This window comes from Polynucleobacter sp. MG-Unter2-18 (assembly GCF_018687675.1).
Lineage (GTDB): Bacteria > Pseudomonadota > Gammaproteobacteria > Burkholderiales > Burkholderiaceae > Polynucleobacter.
The window spans coordinates 744,547-769,396 of sequence record NZ_CP061302.1 but is presented as its reverse complement, the minus strand read 5'-3'; the positions used below and the strand labels follow the sequence as shown (position 1 = coordinate 769,396).

Below are 24,850 nucleotides of genomic sequence, written 5' to 3'. Positions count from 1 at the left end.
ACCAAGTATAGGGGAATTAGGAGGCTGCTGGCTATTGCAAGGTGTTTTTGAAGGCGGGCATGATAGGCATTGCCAACACCTCAATCCCCTCATCGCGCAACGCCTCAGCTTCGTCAAGAGTGGTTTGACCACGAATACTGCGCTCGGGTGACTCTTTGTAATGAATCTTTCTAGCCTCTTCTGCAAAAGAGCTTCCCACATCTTCAGATTTACCCATTAATTCGCGCATGCCCTTTAAAAAGGCTGCCTGTACCTGTGCCTCTAACTGAGAATGATCGTTACCAGTCAAAGCAAGGACATCACCACTCAATGTGCCGCTGACACCGGCATGATCAGTTTCGGCTGAGCTTGCGACGGTTAGTTCAGTTGAAGTCGGGGCCTCTTTACTAGACCCTGTTTTAGCAATATGTGGAGCCGATGGCATCCGGGAAATTTCTGTACTATCGCAAATAGGGCACGCCAGCATCCCCTTGTCTTGCTGAGCAAGGCAATCCTCCTCAGAGGCAAACCATCCCTCAAAGCGATGAGACAGGGGGCAAGCTAGGTTATAAACTTTCATAAGACCTATATAGGGGCAAAAATACCAAATTCAATAGTCCTATTTTAAGGGATAGTTGAATTACCCCGAGATTGCCTTAGGACTTGCTAAACCACGACGATAGCGATCCAACCAATAGGTCGCAATGGTTGTCTTCACGTCGGTAATCTCTCCCTGCTCTACCCACTCTAATAATTGCTCTAGAGGGGCGGCAAATACGTCTAAAAACTCTTCATCATCTAAGTGGCTTTTGCCGGACACTAAACCCTCAGCGAGATAGATGTCAATAAATTCTGTCGAATAAGAAATCACGGGATGGATACGGCGAATAAAACTCCACTGACTTGCAGAGTAGCCCGTCTCCTCTTCAAGCTCGCGTTGGGCGCAAAGCAATCGATCCTCACCAACTTCCAGCTTACCCGCAGGAATCTCAATACAGGCCTTTGCAATGGGATAGCGATATTGGCGCTCCATCAACACCCTGCCATCATCTAAGATTGCCAGAATAGCGACTGCACCAGGGTGTGTAAGATATTCACGTACAGCCTGATTTCCATCTGGTAGGCTGACTTGATCGCGCTTCATGTTCAAAAAGATGCCGCCATAAATATCTTCACCAGATAAGCGCTCTTCCCTCAAATGGGCATCACCGATTGGCAGGTCTTTAAATGATTTTTCAGTCATGGTGCGTCTTTCATTAATTGAACGTCCATCATACAAAATCTAGGTGACAGCAAAGAAAAAGGCTCCTATCAGGAGCCTTTATCGCTAGCTAAAGGATGATTTTGATTAGGAGCCTAATAGGGTGCGGCGCATAGTATCTAAGCAAATAGCCATTAGGCTAGCTGGGAGGATTCCTAAGGCTAAAACCAATATTGCATTCAAGCTCAATAATCCACGAGCAAAGCCAGATCCAGAAATCTCACCAGCATGCTCTTCTTTTGGCTCATCAAAGTACATCACCTTAACAACTCGCAAGTAATAGAAAGCACCAATCAAGGATGCGATCACCGCAATAACTGCCAAGAAGGTATGCTCACCATCAACCAAAGCTTCAAGTACGCCAAGTTTGGCAGCAAAGCCTACTGTTGGCGGAATACCAGCTAAAGAGAACATCATCACCAAGCCAATAAAGGCAAACCAAGGATGGCGCTTATTTAGCCCCTTGAGGTCATCAATGGTTTCGCAATCATGACCTTTGCGTGACAACATCATGATGAGGCCGAAACTACCTAAGGTAGTCAATACATAGGTAATCACATAGAACATTGACGCGCTAAATGCATGATCATCAAAAACGGATAACATACCCAGCAACACAAAGCCCATTTGCGCAATCGCAGAGTAAGCTAGCATCCGCTTGATATTGGTTTGCGCAATGGCGGTGACGTTTCCAACCACTAGGGATAGAACAGCAAGGATCACTAGCATTGGCTGCCAATCACCCATCAGTGGCAAAAGAGTATTTACCAAGAGTCTAAATAGCAGGGCAAAGGCAGCTAACTTGGGTGCAGCTGCAATCATTAAAGTTACTGCTGTCGGGGCGCCTTGGTACACATCAGGAACCCACATATGAAACGGCACAACCCCTAACTTAAAGGCCAAGCCAGAAACAATAAACACCAAGCCGAAGGCCATAACCAAATGATTCACACGAGGATCCGCAACAGTTCTAAAGATCTCAATTAAATCGAGCGAACCAGTTACGCCATACAACATAGACATGCCGTAAAGCAAGAAACCAGATGCCAGAGCTCCAAGGATGAAGTACTTAATGCCTGCCTCAACACTCTTCTCGTTGCTGTGACGCATCGCAACCAAAGCATAAGTTGGCAAAGCCATCAGCTCAAGACCTAGATAAAGTGTGAGTAAGTTTGCACCGGAAATTAATACAAATTGACCTAATAATGCTAGCAAAACCAAAACAATAAAGTCAGGTCGGAACAATGCGCGATCAGTCAGATATTGCTTTGAATACACTAAGCTCATCAATACTGCAGCACAAGAACACGCTTTCAGGAGGTTTGAGATGGGGTCCGACTGAAATAAGCCGTTCATAGCTACGATGGATACATCCCCTATGCGAGCTATAAATGCAAAAATCAAATACACCAACAAGATGATGGTGAAAAAGTAAACAAAACCAACACCACGTGGCGTATGGAATATATCCTGCTCCACTCCCGGGGTTGCTGGCTGACGCTCAGGTACATAAACACTCGCTACCAACAACAGGCAGGCGACTACCAGTAAAACAAGTTCTGGCAGGACGGCGTATAGGTCAAATGCTTGCATTAGCTTTTACTCAGAGTTTGCTAACAGCAACATGCTGCAGCAGATTAATCACAGCTGGATGAATGATGTCGGTAAAAGGCTTTGGATAAACACCCATACCGATCACGCAGATAGATAGCACTGCCATCATGAAATACTCGCGCGCATTGAGGTCTTTTAATTCCTCAACATGCTGATTGGTAATCGCGCCAAAGAATACACGCTTGACCATCCATAGGGAATAAGCGGCGCTCAAAATCAAAGCAGTCGCTGCCAAGATGCCAATAACAAAGTCATAATCCACAGCAGCCAAAATCACCATGAACTCACCAACGAATCCAGAGGTAGCAGGTAAGCCGCAGTTCGCCATTGCCATCAACACTGCAAAGGCTGTGAAGGCAGGCATCCGGTGCACGACGCCGCCGTAATCTGCAATTTGACGAGTATGCATGCGGTCATACAGCACGCCAATGGAAAGGAACATCGCACCAGCAACAAAGCCATGAGAAATCATCTGCACAATACCGCCCTCAATACCCAGAGGGCTAAAGAGGAAGAAACCAAGCGTTACAAAACCCATATGCGCTACTGATGAATAGGCCACCAGCTTTTTCATATCTTTTTGAACTAGCGCTACTGCACCAACATAGATTACAGCGACTAAAGATAAGAAGATGATGAATGGGCCAAGGTACTGACTTGCATCTGGAGCAATTGGCAATGAGAAACGCAAGAAGCCATAGGCACCTAGCTTCAACATGATCGCAGCCAACACAACAGATCCGCCAGTGGGAGCCTCAACGTGAACGTCTGGCAACCAAGTATGTAATGGCCACATTGGTACCTTAACAGCAAAAGCCATGAAGAAAGCAAAGAACAGGAGGATTTGCTCAACGATATCTAGACGAGCGTTATGCCAAGCCAAGATATCAAAAGTATTTGTTGCGTTATACAAGTACAGCATGGCAATCAAAGTCAGCAGAGAGCCAAGCAAGGTGTACAAGAAGAACTTAAACGCCGCATAGATGCGGTTATGGCCACCCCATACACCGATGATGATGTACATCGGGATGAGGGTTGCCTCGAAGAATACATAGAACAACAAAGCATCTAGAGCTGCGAACACTCCAATCATTAATCCAGATAGGATTAGGAAGGAGGCCATGTATTGCGAAACTTTCTTATCAATTACTTCCCAAGCAGCAATCACTACGAGGATGTTGATAAAAGCTGTCAAAACAATAAACCAAACCGATATTCCGTCGATACCCAAATAGTAGTTAATGTCGTAACGCGGAATCCAGCTCATCTTCTCAACAAATTGCATGCCAGGATTGGCAATATCAAAATGAATAATCAATGGCAGCGTTGCAATAAAGCCCAGCACAGAACCAAAGAGGGCTAACCAGCGAACACCAGCTGTAGGCCTCTCTGAACCGTAGAACAAAATAATGATGCCGAAGAAAATCGGGATCCAGATGGCGAAAGAAAGAATCATGATGGCTACTTAAGTAACAAAGGCCTAGCGAACAAAAGGCAGGTAAGCGTATAAAACCCAAGCCAACAATACCGCCAAGCCCGCAATCATTGCGAAGGCATAGTGATAGAGATAACCGGATTGCAAATGGCGGATAACTGTGGAGAAGCGCCCTACTGCATGCGCACTACCATTAACCAAGAAACCGTCAATGGCCTGCTTATCACCGCGATGCCACAAGACACCGCCGATCCATAACAACCCTTTAGCAAATACCGCTTGATTTAAATCATCGAGATAATATTTGTTGTCCATCAACTTCTTGATTGGTGCAAATGCTTGAGCCACTACACCAGGCAACTTTGGAGCCCAGAGGTAGCCAATCGCTGCAGTCAACACGCCGAGAACAACCAATAGCAATACTGGTGAAGTAAATGAGTGCATTGCCATCGCAATCGGACCATGGAACTCTTCGGCAAGCTCTTTCATGGCAGGATGCTTACCAATATCAACAAAGATAGAGTCACCAAAGAAAGTGCCAAACAATAAAGGCGTAATCGTGAAGTAACCAATGATGACTGATGGAATCGCCAGCAAGATCAGTGGCAAAGTAACAACGAAAGGCGACTCATGTGGTTTTTGACCGGGAGCTAAACCGTGGTGTGCGTGATCATCCCCCTGCTCTGCGTGATCATGGTGGTGATCGTGGGCATGAGCGTCTTCATGACCCCAACGAGCTTTACCGTGGAACACATAGAAATACAAACGGAATGAGTACAGGGCAGTTACAAAGACGCTGGCCATCACTGCAAAGTAAGCAAAACCAGCGCCAGGAATATGGCTGGCGGCTACCGCTTCAATGATCGAATCTTTTGAATAGAAACCCGAGAAGAATGGCGTACCAATCAATGCTAAATTGCCTAACAACATCATGAGACAAGTGATTGGCATGTACTTCCAGAGGCCACCCATCTTGCGCATATCTTGCTCATGATGCATGCCTAGAATCACGCTACCCGCAGCAAGGAATAACAGTGCCTTAAAAAATGCATGGGTCATCAGATGGAAAATGGCGATTGGATAAGCAGATACACCCAAAGCGACAGTCATATAGCCCAACTGAGACAGTGTTGAATAAGCGACCACCCTCTTGATATCGTTCTGGACTATGCCTAAGAATCCCATAAAGAGCGCAGTAATCGAACCAATCACTAAGATAAAGCTCAATGCCGCATCAGATAACTCAAATAGAGGTGACATGCGTGACACCATGAAGATACCGGCAGTCACCATGGTTGCAGCATGAATCAATGCAGAAATTGGGGTTGGGCCTTCCATAGAGTCTGGCAACCAAACGTGCAATGGGAATTGAGCTGATTTACCCATTGCACCAATGAAGAGGCAGATACAGGCTACAGTGACCAAGTTCCAGCCAGTACCCGGTAATGTTTGTGCAGCTAAAGCGGTGTTCTGAGCAAAGATCACGTCGTAGTTCATGGAACCAGTGCTAGCTAGCAACAAGCCAATACCGAGAATGAAACCAAAGTCACCAACACGGTTGACCAAGAAAGCTTTCATATTGGCAAATACAGCCGATTGACGCTCATAGTAAAAGCCAATCAACAAGTAAGAAACCACACCCACTGCTTCCCAACCGAAAAAGAGCTGCAAGAGGTTGTTACTCATTACCAGCATCAACATAGCAAAGGTAAAGAGTGAAATGTAAGAGAAGAAACGGTTGTAACCCTCCTCACCCTTCATATAACCAATGGTGTAAATATGAACCATTAAGGAGACAAAAGTCACAACACACATCATGGTGGCTGTCAGTGGATCAATCAAGAAGCCAATGTCTAAATTGAGTTCCCCTAATTGCATCCAGCGATACACGGTGCCATTGAAATAGAAACCATCCATGACCTGTACAAGAACAAAACAAGACAGAACAAAGGCAACCATCACACCCAAAATGGTAACGAACTGACAAGCACCATTACCGATACGGTTACCGCCTAGTTTGGTACCAAAGAATCCCGCAATAACAGAGCCAAATAATGGCGCCAGCGGAATTGCGCAGAGAACAGGAAGAGTTAGGGTCAATTGCATGACTAGCCTTTTAGGTGGTCAAGGTCTTCAGCATTGATGGTGTCTACCTTACGGAAGAGAACGACCAAAATTGCCAAACCGATTGCCGCCTCAGCAGCAGCCACAGTCAAAATAAAGAATACGAATACTTGACCAGCCATATCACCCAAATAATGAGAGAAGGCTACAAAGTTCATGTTTACTGAGAGGAGCATCAATTCAATTGCCATTAACAGCACAATGATGTTCTTACGGTTTAAGAAAATACCAATCACGCTGGTCGCAAACAAAATTGCGCCGAGTACTAAATAGTGAGCCAGGGTAATGGTCATTTCTTCTCCCCACGCGAGTCTTGCTTTGCGGCCATATCAGAATCCATCTTGACAATGCGCATACGATCAGAAGAATTCACGTTTACCTGCTCATGAATATTTTGGGCTTTCGAATCCTTACGATTACGTAAGGTCAATGCGACGGCAGCAATAATGGCCACCAACAGAATGACACCAGCAACCTCGAAGGCATAGACATAGTCAACGAAAATCAGCATGCCTAAAGCTTGTGTATTGCTAGTAGCCATTTCTTCAAGCATTGGCTGTACTGGGGTACTGGTACCGATAAAGCTGCGAATCAAGACAATAGATAGCTCTAGTACGATGACCGCACCCATTAAAAAAGCCACGGGGAGGAATTTCTTGAAATCGCGACGTAAATGCTCAAGATCCAGATCGAGCATCATGACCACGAACAAGAAGAGTACCATCACAGCGCCAACGTAAACCAGAATTAAAGCTAAGCTCAGGAACTCCGCTTTGAGTAGCATCCACAGTCCAGAGGCGCAGAAAAAAGCGAGGACCAAAAAGAGTGCGGCATGAACTGGATTGCGCGCGGTAATCACACGCAATGCTGAGAGCACTAAGAGGCCAGCGAAAGCGTAAAAGAATGCTGCAAATAATGTAGAAGTATCGAATGTCATATGTTCTTGTGCTCGATTCGATTAACGATAAGGCGCATCAGCTGCGCGGTTAGCGGCAATATCTTTTTCATACCTATCGCCTACTGCCAAGAGCATGTCTTTGGTGAAATACAAGTCGCCACGTTTCTCACCGAAATACTCAAAAATATTCGTTTCCACAATAGCGTCAACCGGACAAGCCTCTTCACAGAAGCCACAAAAAATACACTTAGTTAAATCAATGTCGTAGCGACTGGTACGACGCGTACCGTCATCACGCTCAGCTGTTTCGATCGTGATTGCGTAAGCAGGACAAACCGCTTCACACAATTTGCAACCAATACAACGCTCTTCACCATTCTCATAACGGCGTAAAGCATGTAAACCACGGAAGCGAACAGACTGAGGTGTCTTCTCTTCAGGGTATTGAATCGTAATTTTAGGTTTGAAAAGATAGCGACCGGTAATCGACATACCGACCAAAATATCTTTCAGCATCAAACTATCGAGGAATTGGGAAATTTTCTTAAACATGATTGATCAACTTATTTCCAAATATTCAATGGAGATACAACCCATGCGCCAACGACAACTACCCAGAATACGGAGATGGGGATAAAGATCTTCCAACCCAAACGCATAATCTGGTCATAGCGATAGCGTGGTAACGTGGCGCGCAACCAGATGACACAGGACAAAAGGAAGAAGGTTTTAGCAAATAGCCAGAAGAAGCCGGGAATATCGCGAAGGATTGGCAAATCTACAATTGGTAACCATCCACCCAAGAACATGGTGGATGCTAGAGCAGCGATCAAAATCATATTGGCGTATTCAGCCAAAAAGAACATCGCAAACGCCATACCCGAGTACTCAACCATGTGACCCGCAACAATCTCAGACTCACCTTCAACCACGTCAAATGGATGACGGTTAGTTTCGGCAACACCAGAGATGAAATAAATCACAAACATTGGCAGCAATGGCAACCAGTTCCAAGAAAGGAAGTTCAAGCCCATGCTAGCGAAGTAGCCCTGCTCTTGTGAAGCAACAATTGCGCTCAGATTTAAAGAGCCGGAGGTCAACAACACCGTAACCAAAGCAAAGCCCATGGCAATTTCATAAGAAATCATTTGGGCAGAAGCGCGCATGGCGCCAAGGAATGGATACTTAGAGTTGGATGACCAGCCCGCCAAGATCACTCCATAAACACCAATAGATGAAATGGCCAGCACATACAGCAATCCAGCGTTCACGTCAGCTAAGACCATTTTGGCTTGGAAGGGAATGACAGCCCAAGCGGCAAAAGCTGGCATGATCACCATCACTGGTGCAATGAAATACAGGACCTTACTTGCTTGTGTTGGAGAAATAATCTCCTTCATCAAGAGCTTCAAAGCATCGGCAATCGGCTGCAGTAATCCCAACGGACCAACGCGGTTTGGTCCAAGGCGGATATGCATCCAGCCAATTAACTTACGCTCCCAAAGAGTCATATAAGCAACGGCAGCAAACATCGGCAACACAATAATCACAATACGTACCAAAGCCCAAACGAGCGGCCAAAGAGAGCCAAATATTGCTTCACCTTGGGTGGTAACGAGGTTCAAGAAATTATCCATCTCGTCCCTTATGCCTTGCCAACGGTAACAGGACCAAACATCGATCCCAATTGAGCGCTAGCCATCGTGCCTGCAGAAATTCTGACGGCGCCCTTGGCTAGGTTCGCTTCCAATGTGGCAGGCAAATCTACGGATTGGCTACCTTGAGTCACTCGTACAGCATCACCCTCTTTCAAGCCCAACTCATTAAAGAGCACTTGACCCAAACCAACTTGATTGCCATGCTTAGCATCGCTCGTTAACTGTAATGCGGATGAACGACGTACGATTTGATCGCCAGCGTAAATGCCGACATCAGATAAACGCTCTAATCCCGCTAATGGAGTTACATTGCCATTAGACAAGCTAGTGGCTGTAGATTGATTGCTGAGCTTAGTGCAGTAGTTTTCACCAAGCGCTTCACCCAATACCTCTTCAGGCATGTTGTAGAGGAAGCCATCTAAATTCAATAATCCGCCAAGAACACGGAGAACCTTCCATGCTGGACGGGAATCGCCCAATGGCTTAACAGCTGGCTGAATCGTTTGCGCACGACCTTCTGCATTAACAAAAGTAGACACAGTCTCTGTGAATGTGCTGATAGGCAGAATGACATCAGCTACCTCAAGAAGATCAGCGCTCTTATAAGCACTTAATGCAATCACCGTATTAGCTTTAGACAATGCAGCGCGAGCTTGCGTAGGATTTGGTAAATCCGCATCGGGCTCGATATTCGTCAAGATTACAGCACGACGATCACCAGAGAGGATTGATTCAACACCAACACCATTAGCATTGATCAAGCTAGCACCAACAGCATTGCCGCCAACCGGCAAGAAACCTAAAGTTGCACCAGTTTGCTCGGCAATAAATTGCGCCAACAGATGTAAATCAGATGCCTGTGGATGAGCTATTGCGGCAGAGCCCAGCAAAACTGAAGTAGATGTTCCAGATAGCAAGCTATCCGCAATCTTTTGCGCAGTAGCGGTCACTGCCAAGTTTGGCGTTCCCGCTGGAGCAGAGACTGATTTAGCCTTAGCTACAGCTAAAGCAACTTCACTTAATACATTGATCCATGCGCTAGGTGTAGCAGCAATACCAGTATTAGGAATCAACCAATCATCGCCACCTGCATCAATACGTAAAACTTGCAAACCACGTTTCGCTGCAGTACGTAAACGTGCAGCAATTAATGGCTGCTCCTTACGCAAGAAGCTACCAATTACTAAAACACGATCCAATTCAGTTAATTTGCTAATCGGCATACCCAACCATGGGGCAGAGGCAGAACCCTTAACGTCAGTTTGACGTAAGCGTGTCTCGATTTGATTGGAACCTAAACCACGAATCATCTTCTGGAGAAGGTACAACTCTTCTGTACTGGAGATTGGATGCGCTAGAGCAGCAACTGCATCTGGACCACTTTCAGAGGAAATGGTCTTGAGAGAATGAGCAACATAATCCATTGCGGATTGCCAGTCAGTCTCAAGCCACTGGCCACCCTGCTTCACCATGGGCGTTGTTACACGATCTGCGCTATTTAAGCCTTCATAAGCAAAGCGATCACGATCGCTAATCCAGCATTCGTTAATTGCCTCGTGCTCTAGAGCAACAACACGCATAACCTTGTTGGATTTTGTTTGAATAGTAGTGTTCGCGCCAAGGCTGTCATGTGGACTTACTGAACGCTTACGACCTAATTCCCAAGTACGTGCCGCATAACGGAATGGCTTACTTGTTAAAGCACCAACTGGGCAAATATCAATCATGTTTCCAGATAACTCTGAATCAATAGTTTGACCTGCGAAGGTAGTGATTTCAGAATGCTCACCGCGATTGACCATACCCAATTCCATGACGCCAGCCACTTCTTGGCCGAAGCGTACGCAGCGGGTGCAGTGAATACAGCGGGTCATCTCTTGCATGGAGATGAGTGGTCCTACATTCTTATGAAATACAACACGCTTCTCTTCTTCGTAACGTGAATTCGATTTGCCGTAACCCACCGCCAAATCCTGCAACTGGCACTCACCACCTTGATCGCAAATTGGGCAATCCAATGGATGGTTAATGAGAAGGAACTCCATCACTGAGCGCTGCGCTTCAACTGCTTTAGCGGAATGCGTGAATACCTTCATGCCTTGCGTCACTGGTGTTGCGCAAGCTGGCAACGCTTTTGGTGCCTTCTCTACTTCTACCAAGCACATACGGCAATTAGCAGCGATAGATAATTTCTTGTGATAGCAGAAGTGTGGGATATACGCATCAAGCTTATTCGCGGCGTGCATCACCATCGAACCTTGCGGAACCTCTACTAACTTACCATCTAATTCGATTTCAACCATGCTCACTTTAAGATGTCCCGTGCTCAATGTCTTATAAAGGTTTAACAGAATCTAAGCAGCGCTTATGTTCTACGTGATACACAAACTCATCCATGTAATGCTTCAACATGCCCCGAACTGGCATGGCAGCTGCGTCACCCAAGGCGCAAATCGTACGGCCTTGAATATTGGCTGCTACATCATTCAATAAATCCAAGTCTTCTGGACGACCCTCGCCGTGCTCAATACGACTGACGATGCGCCATAACCAACCAGTACCTTCACGACATGGGGTGCACTGACCACAAGATTCTTCATGATAGAAATAGGAAAGGCGTTCTAAGGCGCGAACCATACAGCGTGTTTCATTCATGACAATGACTGCGCCAGATCCCAACATGGAACCCGCTTTTGCAATGCTGTCGTAATCCATCGTGAGCGTCATCATCTCCGCACCGGGGATTACTGGGGCAGATGATCCTCCGGGAATCACAGCCTTCAGTGGAATGCCATCACGCATGCCACCAGCAAGCTTGAGCAAATCAGCGAATGGAGTTCCCAATGGAATTTCATAGTTACCTGGATAAGTCACGTCACCAGAGATAGAGAAAATCTTCGTACCACCATTATTCGGCTTGCCCAACTCTAAATACGCTGGGCCACCGATTGCCATGATGAATGGCACAGCAGCAAATGTTTCAGTGTTATTGATCGTAGTTGGCTTGCCATACAAACCAAAACTGGCAGGGAAAGGTGGCTTAAAGCGTGGCTGACCCTTCTTGCCTTCAAGTGACTCCAAAAGTGCAGTTTCTTCACCGCAGATATAAGCACCCCAACCCGGAGAAGCATGTAGCTGGAAGTTGAAATCACTTCCCATGATTTTGTCACCTAGATATCCGGCAGCACGGGCTTCTTCAAGCGCCTCTTCAAAGCGAGAATAGACTTCCCAAATTTCACCGTGGATATAGTTGTAGCCTACAGAGATACCCATAGTGTAGGCACCAATAATCATGCCCTCAATCAACGCATGCGGGTTGTAACGCATGATGTCGCGGTCTTTAAATGTACCCGGCTCACCTTCGTCACTATTGCAAACTAAATACTTTTGGCCGGGAAATTGGCGGGGCATAAAGCTCCACTTCAATCCAGTTGGAAAGCCTGCGCCCCCACGACCACGCAATGAAGATGCTTTTAATTCAGCAATGATGGCATCTGGTGCAATCTTGTCATTGATGATGCGACGCAGCTGCTGATAACCGCCGCGGCTTTCGTAATCTTTTAAACGCCAGTTCTCACCATTCAATCCTGCCAGGATCAAAGGCTTAATGTGTCTATCGTGCAAGCTGGTCATGCTGACTTCCCTTCTGCACGGAGTTCGCTTAATAGCGCATCAATTTTTTCTTTACTCATAAAGCTACACATGCGCTTATTGTTCACCAATAACACTGGAGAATCACCGCAAGCACCCATACACTCACCCTCTTTCAAGGTGAAGGTCCCACAAGGCGTTGTCTCGTTGTAACCAATGCCGAGCGTTTCTTTTAAATAGCTTGCTGCAGTCTCGCTATGCATCAGTTGGCAAGGTAGATTTGTACAAATCACCAACTTGTACTTACCAATTTTTTTGGTGTCATACATGTTGTAGAAAGTGGCTACTTCATCTACTGCAATGGTTGGCATTTCTAAAATTTGGGCAACTGTTTCAATCACCTCAGGTGAAACCCAACCCACTTCGGTTTGCGCGGCAATTAGAGATGCCATCACAGCAGATTGCTTTTGTTCTGGAGGGTACTTCGCAACGTTACGTGCGATATCTGCCAGCGTTTTATCAGATAGTTGAAGAGTTGTTGTCATGAATTCATCCTTGGCGCGCTGTATTAGCGGTCAATCTCCCCGAACACGATATCTTGGGTTCCAATAATTGTTACAGCATCAGCTAACATGTGGCCACGTGACATCTCATCCATTGCAGAAAGATGTACAAAACCTGGCGCACGAATCTTCATACGATATGGCTTATTTGCACCATCAGAAATGAAGTAAATTCCGAACTCACCCTTTGGATGCTCAACTGCAGAATAAGCCTCACCATCAGGAACGTGCATACCTTCAGTGAAGAGTTTGAAATGGTGAATCAACTCTTCCATATTGGTTTTCATATCCACACGCTTTGGCGGAGATACCTTATGGTTGTCACTCATGACAGGACCATCGTTTGCTTTGAGCCAAGCTACGCACTGTTTAATGATGCGGTTCGATTGACGCATCTCTTCCATACGAACTAAATAGCGGTCATAAGAGTCGCCATTAACGCCAACAGGAATATCAAAGTCAAGTTTGTCGTAAGTTTCGTACGGCTGCTTCTTACGTAAATCCCATTCAATACCAGAACCACGCAACATAGGGCCAGTGAAGCCGAGTTGCAAAGCACGCTCAGGAGTCACGACACCAATACCCACCAAGCGTTGCTTCCAAATACGGTTATCGGTTAAAAGATTGCAATATTCATCTACGTTAGCGTCAAAGCCATTGGAGAATTGCTCAATGAAATCAAGCAATGTACCGCTGCGGTTTTCATTCAAGCGCTTAATGGCAGAGGTACTACGAATCTTAGACTTAGAGTACTGCGCCATCTGTGTTGGCAGATCGCGATAGACACCACCTGGTCGGTAGTAGGCAGCATGCATACGCGCACCGGATACAGCTTCGTACATGTCGAAAATATCTTCACGATCACGGAAGGCATACAAAAATACGGCCATAGCACCAACGTCTAAACCGTGACAGCCGATCCACAAGAGGTGATTTAGCAAACGGGTTAACTCGTCATACATCACCCGGATGTACTGAGCACGCAAAGGCACGTCCACTTGAAGCAACTTCTCAATCGCCATCACGTAGGCATGCTCGTTTGCCATCATGGATACATAGTCCAGACGATCCATGTATGGAACGTTCTGAATCCAAGTACGTGTCTCTGCTAATTTTTCTGTAGCGCGATGCAATAAACCAATATGCGGATCAGCACGCTGGATCACCTCTCCATCGAGCTCTAACACGAGACGAAGGACGCCGTGCGCAGCAGGATGCTGAGGACCAAAGTTGAGGGTGTAGTTCTTAATTTGTGCCATGACTTAAACCGAGCCTCCGTACTGCTCTTCGCGCACGATACGTGGAGTGATTTCACGCGCTTCGATCGTAACGGGCTGATACACCACACGCTTTAACTCTGGGTCATAACGCATTTCTACGTTACCTGAGATTGGGAAATCTTTTCTAAATGGGTGACCGATGAAACCGTAGTCAGTCAAAATGCGACGCAAGTCTTCGTGACCATCAAACAAGATACCGTAAAGGTCAAATGCCTCACGCTCAAACCAATTTGCTGAGGCCCATACCGGTGTTAGAGAAGCAACTACTGGGTAAGCATCTTCTGCTGCAAATACGCGCACGCGCAAACGCCAGTTATGAGCCACAGACAAAAGATGTGTCACTACGCCAAAACGCTGACCACCCCACTGCCCGTCCCGGTAGTCTTGGTAATCCACGCCGCATAAATCGATTAATTGCTCAAAGGCCAATGAAGGCTCATCACGCAACAACACAGCGGATTCATAGTAAGTTTCTGCATTAACAACTACAGTTACTTCACCCAAAGCAACTTCAATTGACTGAGCGCGCTTCCCTAGAACTTTTTCTAAATTAGCAACAAGTTGAACTAAACGATCTGACATGGTTTAAGCCTTCCGCGCAATCGTGCTGGTTCGAGCGATCTTAGATTGCAACTGAATAATTCCGTAGATCAAAGCTTCTGCAGTAGGAGGGCAACCAGGAACATAAATATCGACTGGCACGATGCGGTCACAGCCGCGAACTACTGAATACGAGTTATGGTAGTAACCACCACCATTGGCACAAGAGCCCATCGAGATCACCCAGCGTGGCTCAGGCATTTGATCGTAGACCTTGCGAAGGGCCGGTGCCATCTTGTTGCACAAGGTGCCGGCCACAATCATCAAATCTGACTGGCGAGGAGATGGGCGGAATACCACGCCAAAACGATCCAAGTCATAACGGGATGCGCCTGCATGCATCATTTCTACAGCGCAGCAAGCGAGGCCGAATGTCATTGGCCATAAAGAACCATTACGAGTCCAGTTAATTAACTGGTCCGCAGTAGTGGTAACAAATCCTTCTTTGAGAACGCCTTCTAATGCCATATCGATCACTCCCAGTCGAGAGCGCCCTTTTTCCAGATATATACAAAGCCCACAATAAATTCCAATAGGAAAATCACCATAGAGGCATAACCAAACCAACCAATATCACGCAGAGCCACACCCCATGGGAACAGGAATGCAGTTTCTAAGTCAAATAAAATAAATAGGATGGCGATAAGGTAATAGCGTACGTCGAATTTCATACGCGCATCTTCGAAGGCCTCAAAACCGCACTCGTAAGGCGACAGTTTTTCAGCATCTGGCTTCGAAGGAGCCAAAATTTTTCCGAGGAACATGGGTACTAAACCAACCCCAATACCTACGAGGATAAAAAGCAGAACGGGAAAGTAATTAGCGAGATTCAAAATGGCCCTGAGTCGTTCGTCTGGTAAATCCTATGAAGTTCCAAATTATCAATTACTCCACTACAAAAAACCTTGATTTAGGGCATAAAACCCTACAATTTTTACAATTTGGTGCCGACGGCGAGACTCGAACTCGCACAGCCTAAGCCACTACCCCCTCAAGATAGCGTGTCTACCAATTTCACCACGTCGGCATCTTGTAAAACTTGTCAATTCTACTGCATTGCACCACTCATTTACCGCAAAAATAGCGCTAGAAACTACTTAAAACCCTATTTTTTACTTTGGAACTGCTGGCTTGGTCGGATCTTGAACTGGAGCTACTGGCTCGACAGCAGGAGTCGCAACGGGAGCCACGGTTCCAGACAAAATTCCGGGACTGACTTCCTTTTTATTCCCGATCCAAGTAATGCCTAAAGTGCAAACAAAAAAGATTGCAGCAAAGATAGCAGTTGTGTGGGAGAGGAAGTTGGCCGATCCACTGGCGCCAAAAAGGCTGCCGGAAGATCCAGAACCAAAAGCAGCTCCCATATCGGCACCCTTGCCCTGCTGAAGCAAGACCAGCAAGATCACAGCCAAAGCTGAAATAACTTGTAATACGATTAATAAAGTCTTAAACCATTCCATGGCTTATCTCCAAATAAAAAATCTAGGCCTGACAAATAGCTAAAAAATCTTGAGGGTTCAATGAAGCACCCCCAATCAATCCACCATCAATATCCGGCATTGCAAATAGTTCAACGGCATTATCAGGCTTGACGCTGCCGCCATACAAAATTCCCACATGGGAAGCTACATCCTCATTAAACTCCGCCAACTGTAATCGAATCGCTCTGTGCATATCCTGAGCTATTTCAGCGCTGGCCACCTTACCTGTGCCAATAGCCCAAACAGGCTCATAGGCAATGAGACAATCCGCCAAACGGTCTTGCAAGATGGCAACTTGCTTTGAAATCTGCCCCCTTACAACCTCAACTTCGCGACCAGAATTGCGATCATCCGCAGACTCACCGACACAGATCACAGGAATCATGCCATTGTCCAATACCTGAAGTGCTTTCTCTGCCACCTGCTCATCAGCCTCCTGATGGTGCTGGCGGCGCTCCGAATGCCCCACTATGACATAGGCACAATCTAATTCTTTCAGCATAGAGGCTGCAATATCACCGGTATAAGCCCCCGCTGAATAAGCTGATGCATCTTGAGCACCTAAACTTAAAAAAGCTAAAGAACAGTCACGAATTAAATCACCGCACTGTGACAAATAAGGTGCTGGAGCACACACTACATACTTACGACCTGCAGGCATTCCCTGCTCCATGCCACGACAAACAGTCTTAACCCAGTCTGCGTTACTAGCAAAACTGCCGTTCATTTTCCAATTACCGATAACAGTGAGTGGGCGCATTAAATCTAGCTCAATACTTAAACGGTCAAAACAATTTTGCCAACGTGCTCAGAAGACTCCATCAAACGATGGGCATCAGCCGCTTGGTCTAAGGCGAATGTTTTATAAATCACTGGCTTTAACTTGCCTGCATCTAGTAAAGGCCAGATGCGCGCATGCAACTGCTGGGTAATCTGCTTCTTGAATGACACTGGACGTGGGCGCAAAGTAGAACCAGTAATAGTTAAACGGCGACGCAAAATTTGCCCCGTATTCACCTCTGCTTTTGAGCCACCCATGATTGCAATAATCACAATACGACCATCGTCAGCTAGGCAATCAATTTCTTTTTGTACGTAAGCGCCCGTAACCATGTCGAGTATCACATTGACACCTTTGCCGTCAGTTGCTTTTTTTACTTCTTCTGCAAAGTCTTGCGTCTTATAGTTGATTGCTAAGTCAGCACCCAAAGCCACGCAAGCAGCACACTTCTCATCTGTACCAGCAGTAACAAATACTTTATGACCTAAAGCTTTTGCAATCAAAATGGCTGTGACACCAATACCACTAGAGCCGCCTTGCACTAGCAAAGTTTCACCTTCAGATAACTCACCACGCATGAAGACATTGCTCCATACAGTGTAAAAAGTTTCAGGTAAAGATGCCGCTTCTTGATCAGTAAATCCTTTGGGGTAAGGCAAGCATTGCGCAATAGGAGCCGTACACAATTCTGCGTAACCGCCACCCTGTACCAGCGCACAAACCTTATCACCAACTTTGAGGCCAAACAGATTGTCAGCGTGAGCTAAGTCACCTCCAACAATCTCACCTGCTACCTCAAGACCCGGAATATCAGATGCGCCTGCTGGGACTGGGTAATGGCCTTTACGTTGTAAAACGTCTGGACGATTAATTCCAGCAGCGATTACCTTAATCAAGATCTCACCCGTTCCAGCGGCCGGAGCCACTGGGTCAGGACGAGTGGCCGCCACCAGCATTTCTGGTGCGCCAAATTCTTTGATCTCCATTACGCGCATATGAATTCCGCTTGCTAACTAAATTACTTAAGCGTTTTCGCCAGATGCAGGGGCTGCATCAGAGGCTTCAGTAGCGCCAGCTAAAGGAGCAATCGTGCCGCCCTCATCAGCCATCGCAGCCTTAAGAGATAAACGCAAACGACCGCGCTCATCCGCAGCCAACAACTTCACGCGCACTACTTGGCCTTCTGCTAAATAGTCCTTAACTTCTTTTACGCGCTCATTAGAAATTTCTGAGATATGTAAGAGACCGTCTTTACCTGGAAGAATATTTACTAAAGCACCGAACTCGAGCAACTTCACAACTGGGCCTTCGTAGATCTTACCTACTTCAGCTTCAGCAGTGATGCCTTCGATACGTGCTTTTGCTTCAGCCATGCCTTCAGCAGAAGTAGAGGCGATTGTTACCGTGCCGTCATCTTTAATGTCGATGCTACAACCTGTTTCTTTAGTCAAGGCTTGAATTGTTGCGCCGCCCTTACCGATCACTTCACGAATCTTGTCTGGATGAATCTTAAAAGAAACCATACGTGGAGCATGTGCAGACAATTCAGTGCGAACTGAACCCATTGCTTCTTGCATCTTGCTCAAAATGTGCAAGCGACCTTCTTTAGCTTGAGCCAATGCAACTTGCATAATTTCTTTAGTAATACCTTGAACTTTAATGTCCATTTGCAAAGCAGTAATACCGTTAGCAGTACCTGCTACTTTGAAGTCCATATCGCCCAGGTGATCTTCATCACCCAAGATATCGGTCAACACAGCAAAACGGTTACCATCCAAAATCAAGCCCATTGCAACACCAGCTACGTGAGCTTTTACTGGAACACCAGCGTCCATCATTGCCAAACAGCCGCCGCAAACGGAAGCCATGGATGAAGAGCCATTGGACTCAGTGATTTCTGAAACTACACGAATACTATAAGCAAAATCTTCTGCGCTTGGCAATACTGGAATCAATGCACGTTTAGCTAAACGACCGTGACCAATTTCACGACGCTTAGGGCTACCTACACGACCTGTTTCGCCAGTAGCGAACGGAGGCATGTTGTAGTGGAACATGAAGCGATCACGGTACTCACCTTCGAGCGCATCGATGATCTGCTCATCGCGTGCAGTGCCTAAAGTAGCTACTACGAGAGCCTGTGTTTCACCACGAGTAAACAATGCAGAACCGTGTGTACGTGGCAATACGCCATTACGAATTTCGATCGGACGAACGGTACGTGTATCACGACCATCAATACGTGGCTCGCCATTCAAGATTTGGCTACGCACAATCTTGGCTTCAATTTCAAACAAGATGTCGTTCACGGCAACAGCATCAACATCACCTTCTTCTTGTAACTTAGCTACAACTGTTTTAGTAATTTCTTTGAGCTTGTCTGAACGAGCGCCCTTTTGACGAATCTGATAAGCCTCACGCAATGGCGATTCAGCCAATGCAGTGACCTTAGCGATAAATGGCTCATCTTTAGGAGCAGCAGTCCAATCCCACTCTGGCTTGCCAGCTTCGCGCACTAAATCATTGATAGCGTTAATTGCAGTTTGCATTTGGTCATGACCGTATACAACTGCACCCAACATCACTTCTTCTGACAACTGATTGGCTTCTGACTCCACCATCAATACAGCCGCTTGTGTACCAGCAACAATCAAATCCATTTCGCTAGTAGCTTGCTCTGTACGAGTTGGGTTTAACAAATATTGACCGTTAGCGTAACCAACACGTGCTGCGCCAACTGGGCCAGCAAATGGGATACCTGAAACAGCTAAAGCTGCAGAAGCAGCGATCAATGCAGGGATATCAGCAGGAACGTCTGGGTTGATAGACAACACATGAACCACTACTTGGACTTCGTTCAAGAAGCCTTCTGGGAACAGCGGACGCAATGGACGATCGATCAAGCGGGAGATCAATGTCTCGCCTTCTGATGGACGACCTTCACGACGGAAGAAACCACCAGGAATTTTTCCTGCTGCGTAAGTTTTCTCTAGGTAATCAACAGTCAATGGGAAAAATGACTGGCCTGGCTTAGCAGATTTAGAGGCAACTACTGTACCCATTACTACTGTGTCATCCACATTAACAATCACAGCACCACCAGCTTGACGAGCAATCTCGCCTGTTTCCATTGTTACTTGATGGTTACACCATTGAAACGTCTTTACTGCTTTTTTAAACATAGTCATTCTGATCTTCTCCAAATTGTTCACGCAAAAGCCACATGGATTTCACGCTTGTCGTGGGATAAAGCAGTGTCACGACAACACTGGAGCGTTTGCAGATTACAAGGGATGCCATTCCAGGGAGACACTGGGGTTTTGAACCCAGAAACTCATTGGAATGACACGATCCCCTACACAAATAATCTTGAAGCGCCCAAAAAACATGCCATCTGCTTAAGACTGATTCGGTGACGAAACAACCCTAAGATAGATGGCATTGCAATACCGATAAGAATTACTTACGGAGACCTAATTTCTCGATCAATGCGCGATAGCGACCCAAATCCTTGCCCTTAAGGTAATCCAAAAGGCGGCGACGGCGTGAAACCATCTTCAACAAACCACGACGGCTGTGATGATCTTTAGCGTTAGCTTTGAAATGGGGAGTTAATTCATTGATGCGGGCTGTTAGTAATGAAACTTGAACTTCAGGGCTACCCGTATCGTTTGCGCTGCGCGCGTTATCTTTGACGATTTCCGCCGTCTTAATATCAGCAACTGCCATTTTCATACTCCTTACTTGCGAACACCTGAGCTTTCACCCAATTTGTGTCGTGCATTTATTAATCAAATAAAACAAAAAAGCTTTAAGAATCAAAGCCCTCGAATTGTAGCAGATTCACCTTAAATTCCTGACCCTAGGGCTAGGCACTCAAATAAGGCTTGAGCAGTGGATACCTTTTTAAGCCATTGATTTATATGAGAATAATGAAGAAACTGACTAAAAATGCCTATTTTTTAGGCATTTCTCCATCAAATCCCTTTTTGTAGCCTGGCGGGTACTTTTGCCACTCCTTACCGCCCAGCCCCTGCTTGTAACCATAATCAAAAAGGGCTTGCATATAGGCGGTGTCAAACTCAGTCTTGTGGGGGAACTTAAAGTCTGACCCGATAAAAGCCAAATTGAAACTGACTCCATCAAGCTGGGTAGTGTGATAAATGCGATAGAGATCGCCAATTCCTTGAGTCTGAATCATGCTGGAAATCGCTCTCTGAATGATGCTTAAGGTGCCCCGCTCTGTCTCGCGCCACTCAGGATCCAAGCGGGCATTGCGAATAAGGTAGGCATTGCGCTGCTTTTGTAGCTTGAGTTTTAAATCTTGAGCTCGCTGGGATAAGGCGCTTGGATAGAGAAATACCTGAGTAATAGCACCGCCATCGACATGCATCTCCTGAAAACTCTGGCCAGAAACCTCAAAATCAAACATCACCGGAGAAAAGGCCCCAGGAATCGATGCAGAAGCCAGCATGACTTTTCTAAAGAGCTCTAAGGCTTCTGGAGTACCGATACTGGCAATCTTGCCCATGTTCCAAACTACAGGCACACCTGCATCTAAATTAGTTGTCCCAATCAAAAGCCAGCGGTTTTTGTTGGTGTACTCATTTGCCACCTTCTTCAGAAAATCTTCATCAATATATTTTGAGATCAATTGAAACAAGGGGGTGGTGTCAGATAAGCCATCACTCAAAATGCCTGAGATTAATCCACGTTCCGTGAAGATATCTTGAGGGCCATATTTTGTATAAACATCGCGTAAGACCGGATCATATTCTTTGCCCATAAAAGCAAATGGGGCAATTAATGCGCCAGTGCTGATACCAGTGACCAAGTTAAATTGCGGGCGATCGCCGCGGTCCGCCCACCCTATTAATAATCCAGCACCATAGGCACCATCATCGCCACCACCAGAGAGGGATAAATAATTTGCCGGTGCATTTAAGGTTTTTTCATCCCTCACCTTAAATCCCGCCTGAATATCCATGGCCATCTGGTCTACGCTCGATTGACTGGCCACCATATAGCGCGCACAAGTAAGACCGGCAATTTGCGCTTGACCCATCTGCTGCGATGGCACTACCGCTTTGCGCTGCAAACTGCCGCAACCTACCAAGGAAAGTATGAAGAGAGTAAAGATACAGCGAGCTAACAGAGTCATATTGGTTTGTTATTTAATAAGAAGGCTTGTTGGAGTATAAAGATGGAATTCACTCATTGCGAAAATACAGCAAAGGAAAAAATCGGTGCAAACTAAATTCATTCAAGCATTAGCCTTTGGTCTATTAACTCTATTTTCTACATTCAGTTTTGCACAATTTTCAAATCCTTTTGCCGCCGAAAAAACCATTGCCCAGCAACGCCAAGACATCCTCAAAAAGAGTGACGAGACTCTGAAGGCGCTTTACCAAGCTCAACCCAAAGCAAAAGAGGTCATTGATAAATCTGTCGGTTACGCGACCTTTAGCAACTTTGGAATGAAGATTCTGATTGCTGGCGGCGGTACTGGTAGCGGTGTTGTCATTTTAAAGGATGGCGCCAAACCGATTTACATGAACATGGCTGAAGTTCAAGCTGGACTGGGCATTGGAATTAAATCCTTCCAAAATATTTTCGTATTTCAAACACAAAGCGCACTGAATGACTTTGTTAATTCTGGATGGACATTTGGCGGTCAAGTTACAGCTGCCGCTAAGTATGAGGCTAATGGTGGTGCATACCAAGATGCTGCTAACGTAGCACCTGGCGTATTAATGTATCAATTGACAGACTCAGGCCTTGCCGCTGAAATCACCGGCAAAGGCACTAAGTATTATAAAAACACAGATCTAAATAAATAAGACATCAGTACAGGGCCTGCAGATGCCGCCGGAAACTTCTTAAGGTGTCATCTGGGCATTGAGCTTTGCTTGGCTAGGATCGTGCAATTTATTTAGCGCTGATAAATAGGCTTTCGCTGAAGCCGCAATGATGTCCGGATCAGTTCCAACACCATTCACGATACGTCCGCCCTTTGCAAGTCTGACAGTAACCTCGCCCTGAGATTGAGTGCCTGAGGTAATTGCATTTACGGAGTAGAGCAATTGCTCTGCCCCGCTTTTCACGATCTGCTCGATGGCATTCAAGCTCGCGTCGACTGGACCATTACCCTCAGCCTCGGAGCTAGCCTCTTTGTCACCAACCCGGAAGGTCACTTTAGACTGTGGTCGCTCACCTGTTTCAGAATGCTGACTTAAAGAAATGAATTTATAAAACTCACCTTCTTCAGCTGCAGCAGAGTCTGACATGATGGCAATAATGTCTTCATCAAAGATTTCTGATTTTTGATCGGCCAATGACTTAAAGCGAACAAAAGCTTCGTTCAAATCCGCTTCAGCTTCAATCGCAATACCTAATTCCTGTAAGCGCTGCTTGAAAGCATTACGGCCAGATAATTTACCCAAGACAATCTTATTAGTAGCCCAACCCACATCTTCTGCACGCATGATCTCGTAGGTATCGCGATTCTTTAAGATGCCATCTTGATGAATTCCCGAGGTATGCGCAAACGCATTGGCACCCACAACTGCCTTGTTCGGTTGAACAATAAAGCCGGTAATTTGCGAAACCAACTTCGATGCAGGAACAATTTGAGTGGCATCGATACCGCAAACCAGATCGAAATAATCTTTGCGAGTACGCAAGGCCATCACAATTTCTTCTAATGCTGTATTACCAGCACGCTCACCTAAACCATTCACGGTGCACTCAATTTGACGTGCACCACCAATTTTGACGCCCGCCAAGGAATTAGCGACGGCCATACCCAAGTCATTGTGGCAGTGCACCGACCACACTGCTTTATCAGAGTTGGGGACTCGAGTACGTAAAGTCTTGATGAACTCACCATACAACTCTGGAGTAGCGTAGCCTACGGTGTCCGGAATATTGATAGTAGTAGCACCCTCGTTAATCACTCCTTCCACCACTCTGCACAAGAAATCCATTTCTGAGCGATAGCCGTCTTCTGCTGAGAACTCCACATCCTCGGCCAGGTTTCTAGCAAAACGAATGGACCGTTTAGCCTGCTCCAAAACCTCTTCTGGAGACATGCGTAATTTCACTGCCATATGCAATGGGCTAGTTGCCAAAAATGCATGGATCCGTTTTGCGTTTGCAGCCTTTAATGCATCAGCAGCCCGAGTAATATCTTTGTCATTAGCCCGTGCGAGTGAGCAGACAATCGAATCCTTCACGGCTGCCGCCACTGCAGAGATTGCCTGAAAATCACCTTCTGAGCTCGCAGCAAATCCAGCTTCGATCACATCCACCTTAAGGCGCTCTAACTGGCGAGCAATGCGAACCTTCTCATCCTTGGTCATGGAAGCGCCAGGTGATTGTTCACCATCACGTAAGGTGGTATCAAAAATGATTACTTTGTCGCTCATCACTACTCTCCGGTTCAATATTGCTTCATTATGCTTACTGCTAATTTATATTTACTAACTACTAAACACTAGTTACTACCCCTAAAAACAAAAACCCCAGCAATTTGCTGGGGCTGGTATGTGGCGGCTAATGAATTACTTTAATCTCATTAACTCAG

At 46.1% G+C, this 24,850-nt stretch carries 24 protein-coding genes and 1 tRNA gene; 1 reads left to right on the top strand and 24 read right to left on the bottom strand.

Annotation, left to right across the window (positions count from 1 at the left end; translation table 11 throughout):
- Positions 1 to 31: 31 nt before the first annotated feature.
- The 23 genes from C2759_RS04070 to C2759_RS03960 form a co-directional block, all read right to left on the bottom strand.
- Positions 32 to 559 (bottom strand): DUF1178 family protein, encoded by a 528-nt coding sequence (locus tag C2759_RS04070; protein ID WP_215356389.1) that lies wholly within the window; start codon positions 557 to 559, stop codon positions 32 to 34.
- A gap of 60 nt (positions 560 to 619) precedes the next feature.
- The gene (locus C2759_RS04065) at positions 620 to 1,222 is read right to left on the bottom strand and encodes an NUDIX domain-containing protein (RefSeq protein WP_215356388.1); all 603 of its coding nucleotides are present in this window, start codon (positions 1,220 to 1,222) and stop codon (positions 620 to 622) included.
- Positions 1,223 to 1,327: 105 nt separating this feature from the next.
- Positions 1,328 to 2,833 (bottom strand): NADH-quinone oxidoreductase subunit NuoN, encoded by a 1,506-nt coding sequence (gene nuoN, locus C2759_RS04060; protein WP_215356387.1) that lies wholly within the window; start codon positions 2,831 to 2,833, stop codon positions 1,328 to 1,330.
- Between the two features lie 10 nt (positions 2,834 to 2,843).
- Entirely contained in the window at positions 2,844 to 4,310 is a 1,467-nt protein-coding gene (locus C2759_RS04055; RefSeq protein WP_046329954.1) for an NADH-quinone oxidoreductase subunit M, read from the bottom strand.
- 24 nt (positions 4,311 to 4,334) lie between these two features.
- Positions 4,335 to 6,395, bottom strand: a complete 2,061-nt coding sequence (nuoL, locus tag C2759_RS04050) for an NADH-quinone oxidoreductase subunit L (RefSeq protein ID WP_215356386.1) — start codon at positions 6,393 to 6,395, stop codon at positions 4,335 to 4,337.
- Between the two features lie 2 nt (positions 6,396 to 6,397).
- Positions 6,398 to 6,706 (bottom strand): NADH-quinone oxidoreductase subunit NuoK, encoded by a 309-nt coding sequence (gene nuoK, locus C2759_RS04045; RefSeq protein WP_015420930.1) that lies wholly within the window; start codon positions 6,704 to 6,706, stop codon positions 6,398 to 6,400.
- Positions 6,703 to 7,350 carry an NADH-quinone oxidoreductase subunit J gene (locus C2759_RS04040; RefSeq protein ID WP_215356385.1) on the bottom strand — a complete coding sequence of 216 codons (648 nt, stop codon included), beginning with the start codon at positions 7,348 to 7,350 and terminating at the stop codon, positions 6,703 to 6,705. Before C2759_RS04040 ends, nuoK begins: the two co-directional genes overlap by 4 nt.
- A 21-nt stretch (positions 7,351 to 7,371) precedes the next feature.
- The gene (nuoI, locus tag C2759_RS04035) at positions 7,372 to 7,863 is read right to left on the bottom strand and encodes an NADH-quinone oxidoreductase subunit NuoI (protein ID WP_215356384.1); all 492 of its coding nucleotides are present in this window, start codon (positions 7,861 to 7,863) and stop codon (positions 7,372 to 7,374) included.
- A gap of 11 nt (positions 7,864 to 7,874) precedes the next feature.
- On the bottom strand, positions 7,875 to 8,948 hold the full coding sequence (gene nuoH, locus C2759_RS04030) for an NADH-quinone oxidoreductase subunit NuoH (RefSeq protein ID WP_215356383.1): 1,074 nt from the start codon (positions 8,946 to 8,948) through the stop codon (positions 7,875 to 7,877).
- An 8-nt stretch (positions 8,949 to 8,956) separates the two neighbouring features.
- A complete protein-coding gene (gene nuoG, locus C2759_RS04025) occupies positions 8,957 to 11,272 on the bottom strand; it encodes an NADH-quinone oxidoreductase subunit NuoG (protein ID WP_215356382.1) in 2,316 nt (771 codons plus the stop codon).
- Between the two features lie 31 nt (positions 11,273 to 11,303).
- Entirely contained in the window at positions 11,304 to 12,602 is a 1,299-nt protein-coding gene (gene nuoF, locus C2759_RS04020; protein ID WP_215356381.1) for an NADH-quinone oxidoreductase subunit NuoF, read from the bottom strand.
- Complete coding sequence (gene nuoE / locus C2759_RS04015) at positions 12,599 to 13,105, bottom strand: NADH-quinone oxidoreductase subunit NuoE (protein ID WP_215356380.1); 507 nt, start codon at positions 13,103 to 13,105, stop codon at positions 12,599 to 12,601. The genes nuoF and nuoE overlap by 4 nt, the downstream gene beginning before the upstream one ends.
- A 23-nt stretch (positions 13,106 to 13,128) precedes the next feature.
- Positions 13,129 to 14,382, bottom strand: coding sequence for an NADH-quinone oxidoreductase subunit D (locus C2759_RS04010; RefSeq protein WP_215356379.1), 1,254 nt, complete (start codon positions 14,380 to 14,382; stop codon positions 13,129 to 13,131).
- A 3-nt stretch (positions 14,383 to 14,385) separates the two neighbouring features.
- Positions 14,386 to 14,985: an NADH-quinone oxidoreductase subunit C gene (locus C2759_RS04005; protein ID WP_215356378.1), complete on the bottom strand. Its 600-nt coding sequence runs from the start codon at positions 14,983 to 14,985 to the stop codon at positions 14,386 to 14,388.
- Positions 14,986 to 14,988: 3 nt separating this feature from the next.
- Positions 14,989 to 15,471, bottom strand: a complete 483-nt coding sequence (locus C2759_RS04000) for an NADH-quinone oxidoreductase subunit B family protein (RefSeq protein ID WP_011902891.1) — start codon at positions 15,469 to 15,471, stop codon at positions 14,989 to 14,991.
- Positions 15,472 to 15,476: 5 nt separating this feature from the next.
- Positions 15,477 to 15,836, bottom strand: a complete 360-nt coding sequence (locus C2759_RS03995; protein WP_011902892.1) for an NADH-quinone oxidoreductase subunit A — start codon at positions 15,834 to 15,836, stop codon at positions 15,477 to 15,479.
- A 109-nt stretch (positions 15,837 to 15,945) separates the two neighbouring features.
- A tRNA-Leu gene (locus C2759_RS03990) sits at positions 15,946 to 16,030 on the bottom strand.
- Between the two features lie 85 nt (positions 16,031 to 16,115).
- Entirely contained in the window at positions 16,116 to 16,463 is a 348-nt protein-coding gene (gene secG, locus C2759_RS03985) for a preprotein translocase subunit SecG (RefSeq protein WP_215356377.1), read from the bottom strand.
- A 22-nt stretch (positions 16,464 to 16,485) separates the two neighbouring features.
- Complete coding sequence (tpiA, locus tag C2759_RS03980; protein ID WP_215356376.1) at positions 16,486 to 17,244, bottom strand: triose-phosphate isomerase; 759 nt, start codon at positions 17,242 to 17,244, stop codon at positions 16,486 to 16,488.
- A gap of 17 nt (positions 17,245 to 17,261) precedes the next feature.
- Positions 17,262 to 18,260, bottom strand: a complete 999-nt coding sequence (locus tag C2759_RS03975) for an NAD(P)H-quinone oxidoreductase (protein ID WP_215356375.1) — start codon at positions 18,258 to 18,260, stop codon at positions 17,262 to 17,264.
- Between the two features lie 27 nt (positions 18,261 to 18,287).
- Positions 18,288 to 20,453, bottom strand: coding sequence for a polyribonucleotide nucleotidyltransferase (pnp, locus tag C2759_RS03970; RefSeq protein WP_215356374.1), 2,166 nt, complete (start codon positions 20,451 to 20,453; stop codon positions 18,288 to 18,290).
- A gap of 271 nt (positions 20,454 to 20,724) precedes the next feature.
- Positions 20,725 to 20,994 (bottom strand): 30S ribosomal protein S15, encoded by a 270-nt coding sequence (gene rpsO, locus C2759_RS03965; protein ID WP_112204355.1) that lies wholly within the window; start codon positions 20,992 to 20,994, stop codon positions 20,725 to 20,727.
- Between the two features lie 226 nt (positions 20,995 to 21,220).
- Positions 21,221 to 22,426 (bottom strand): patatin-like phospholipase family protein, encoded by a 1,206-nt coding sequence (locus tag C2759_RS03960; RefSeq protein ID WP_215356373.1) that lies wholly within the window; start codon positions 22,424 to 22,426, stop codon positions 21,221 to 21,223.
- Between the two features lie 85 nt (positions 22,427 to 22,511).
- Between C2759_RS03960 and C2759_RS03955 the strand changes: the two genes are divergently transcribed.
- The gene (locus C2759_RS03955; RefSeq protein ID WP_215356372.1) at positions 22,512 to 23,105 is read left to right on the top strand and encodes a YSC84-related protein; all 594 of its coding nucleotides are present in this window, start codon (positions 22,512 to 22,514) and stop codon (positions 23,103 to 23,105) included.
- A 39-nt stretch (positions 23,106 to 23,144) separates the two neighbouring features.
- Here C2759_RS03955 and C2759_RS03950 read toward each other — a convergent pair whose 3' ends face one another.
- Positions 23,145 to 24,692, bottom strand: coding sequence for a 2-isopropylmalate synthase (locus C2759_RS03950; RefSeq protein WP_215356371.1), 1,548 nt, complete (start codon positions 24,690 to 24,692; stop codon positions 23,145 to 23,147).
- Positions 24,693 to 24,850: the final 158 nt, after the last annotated feature.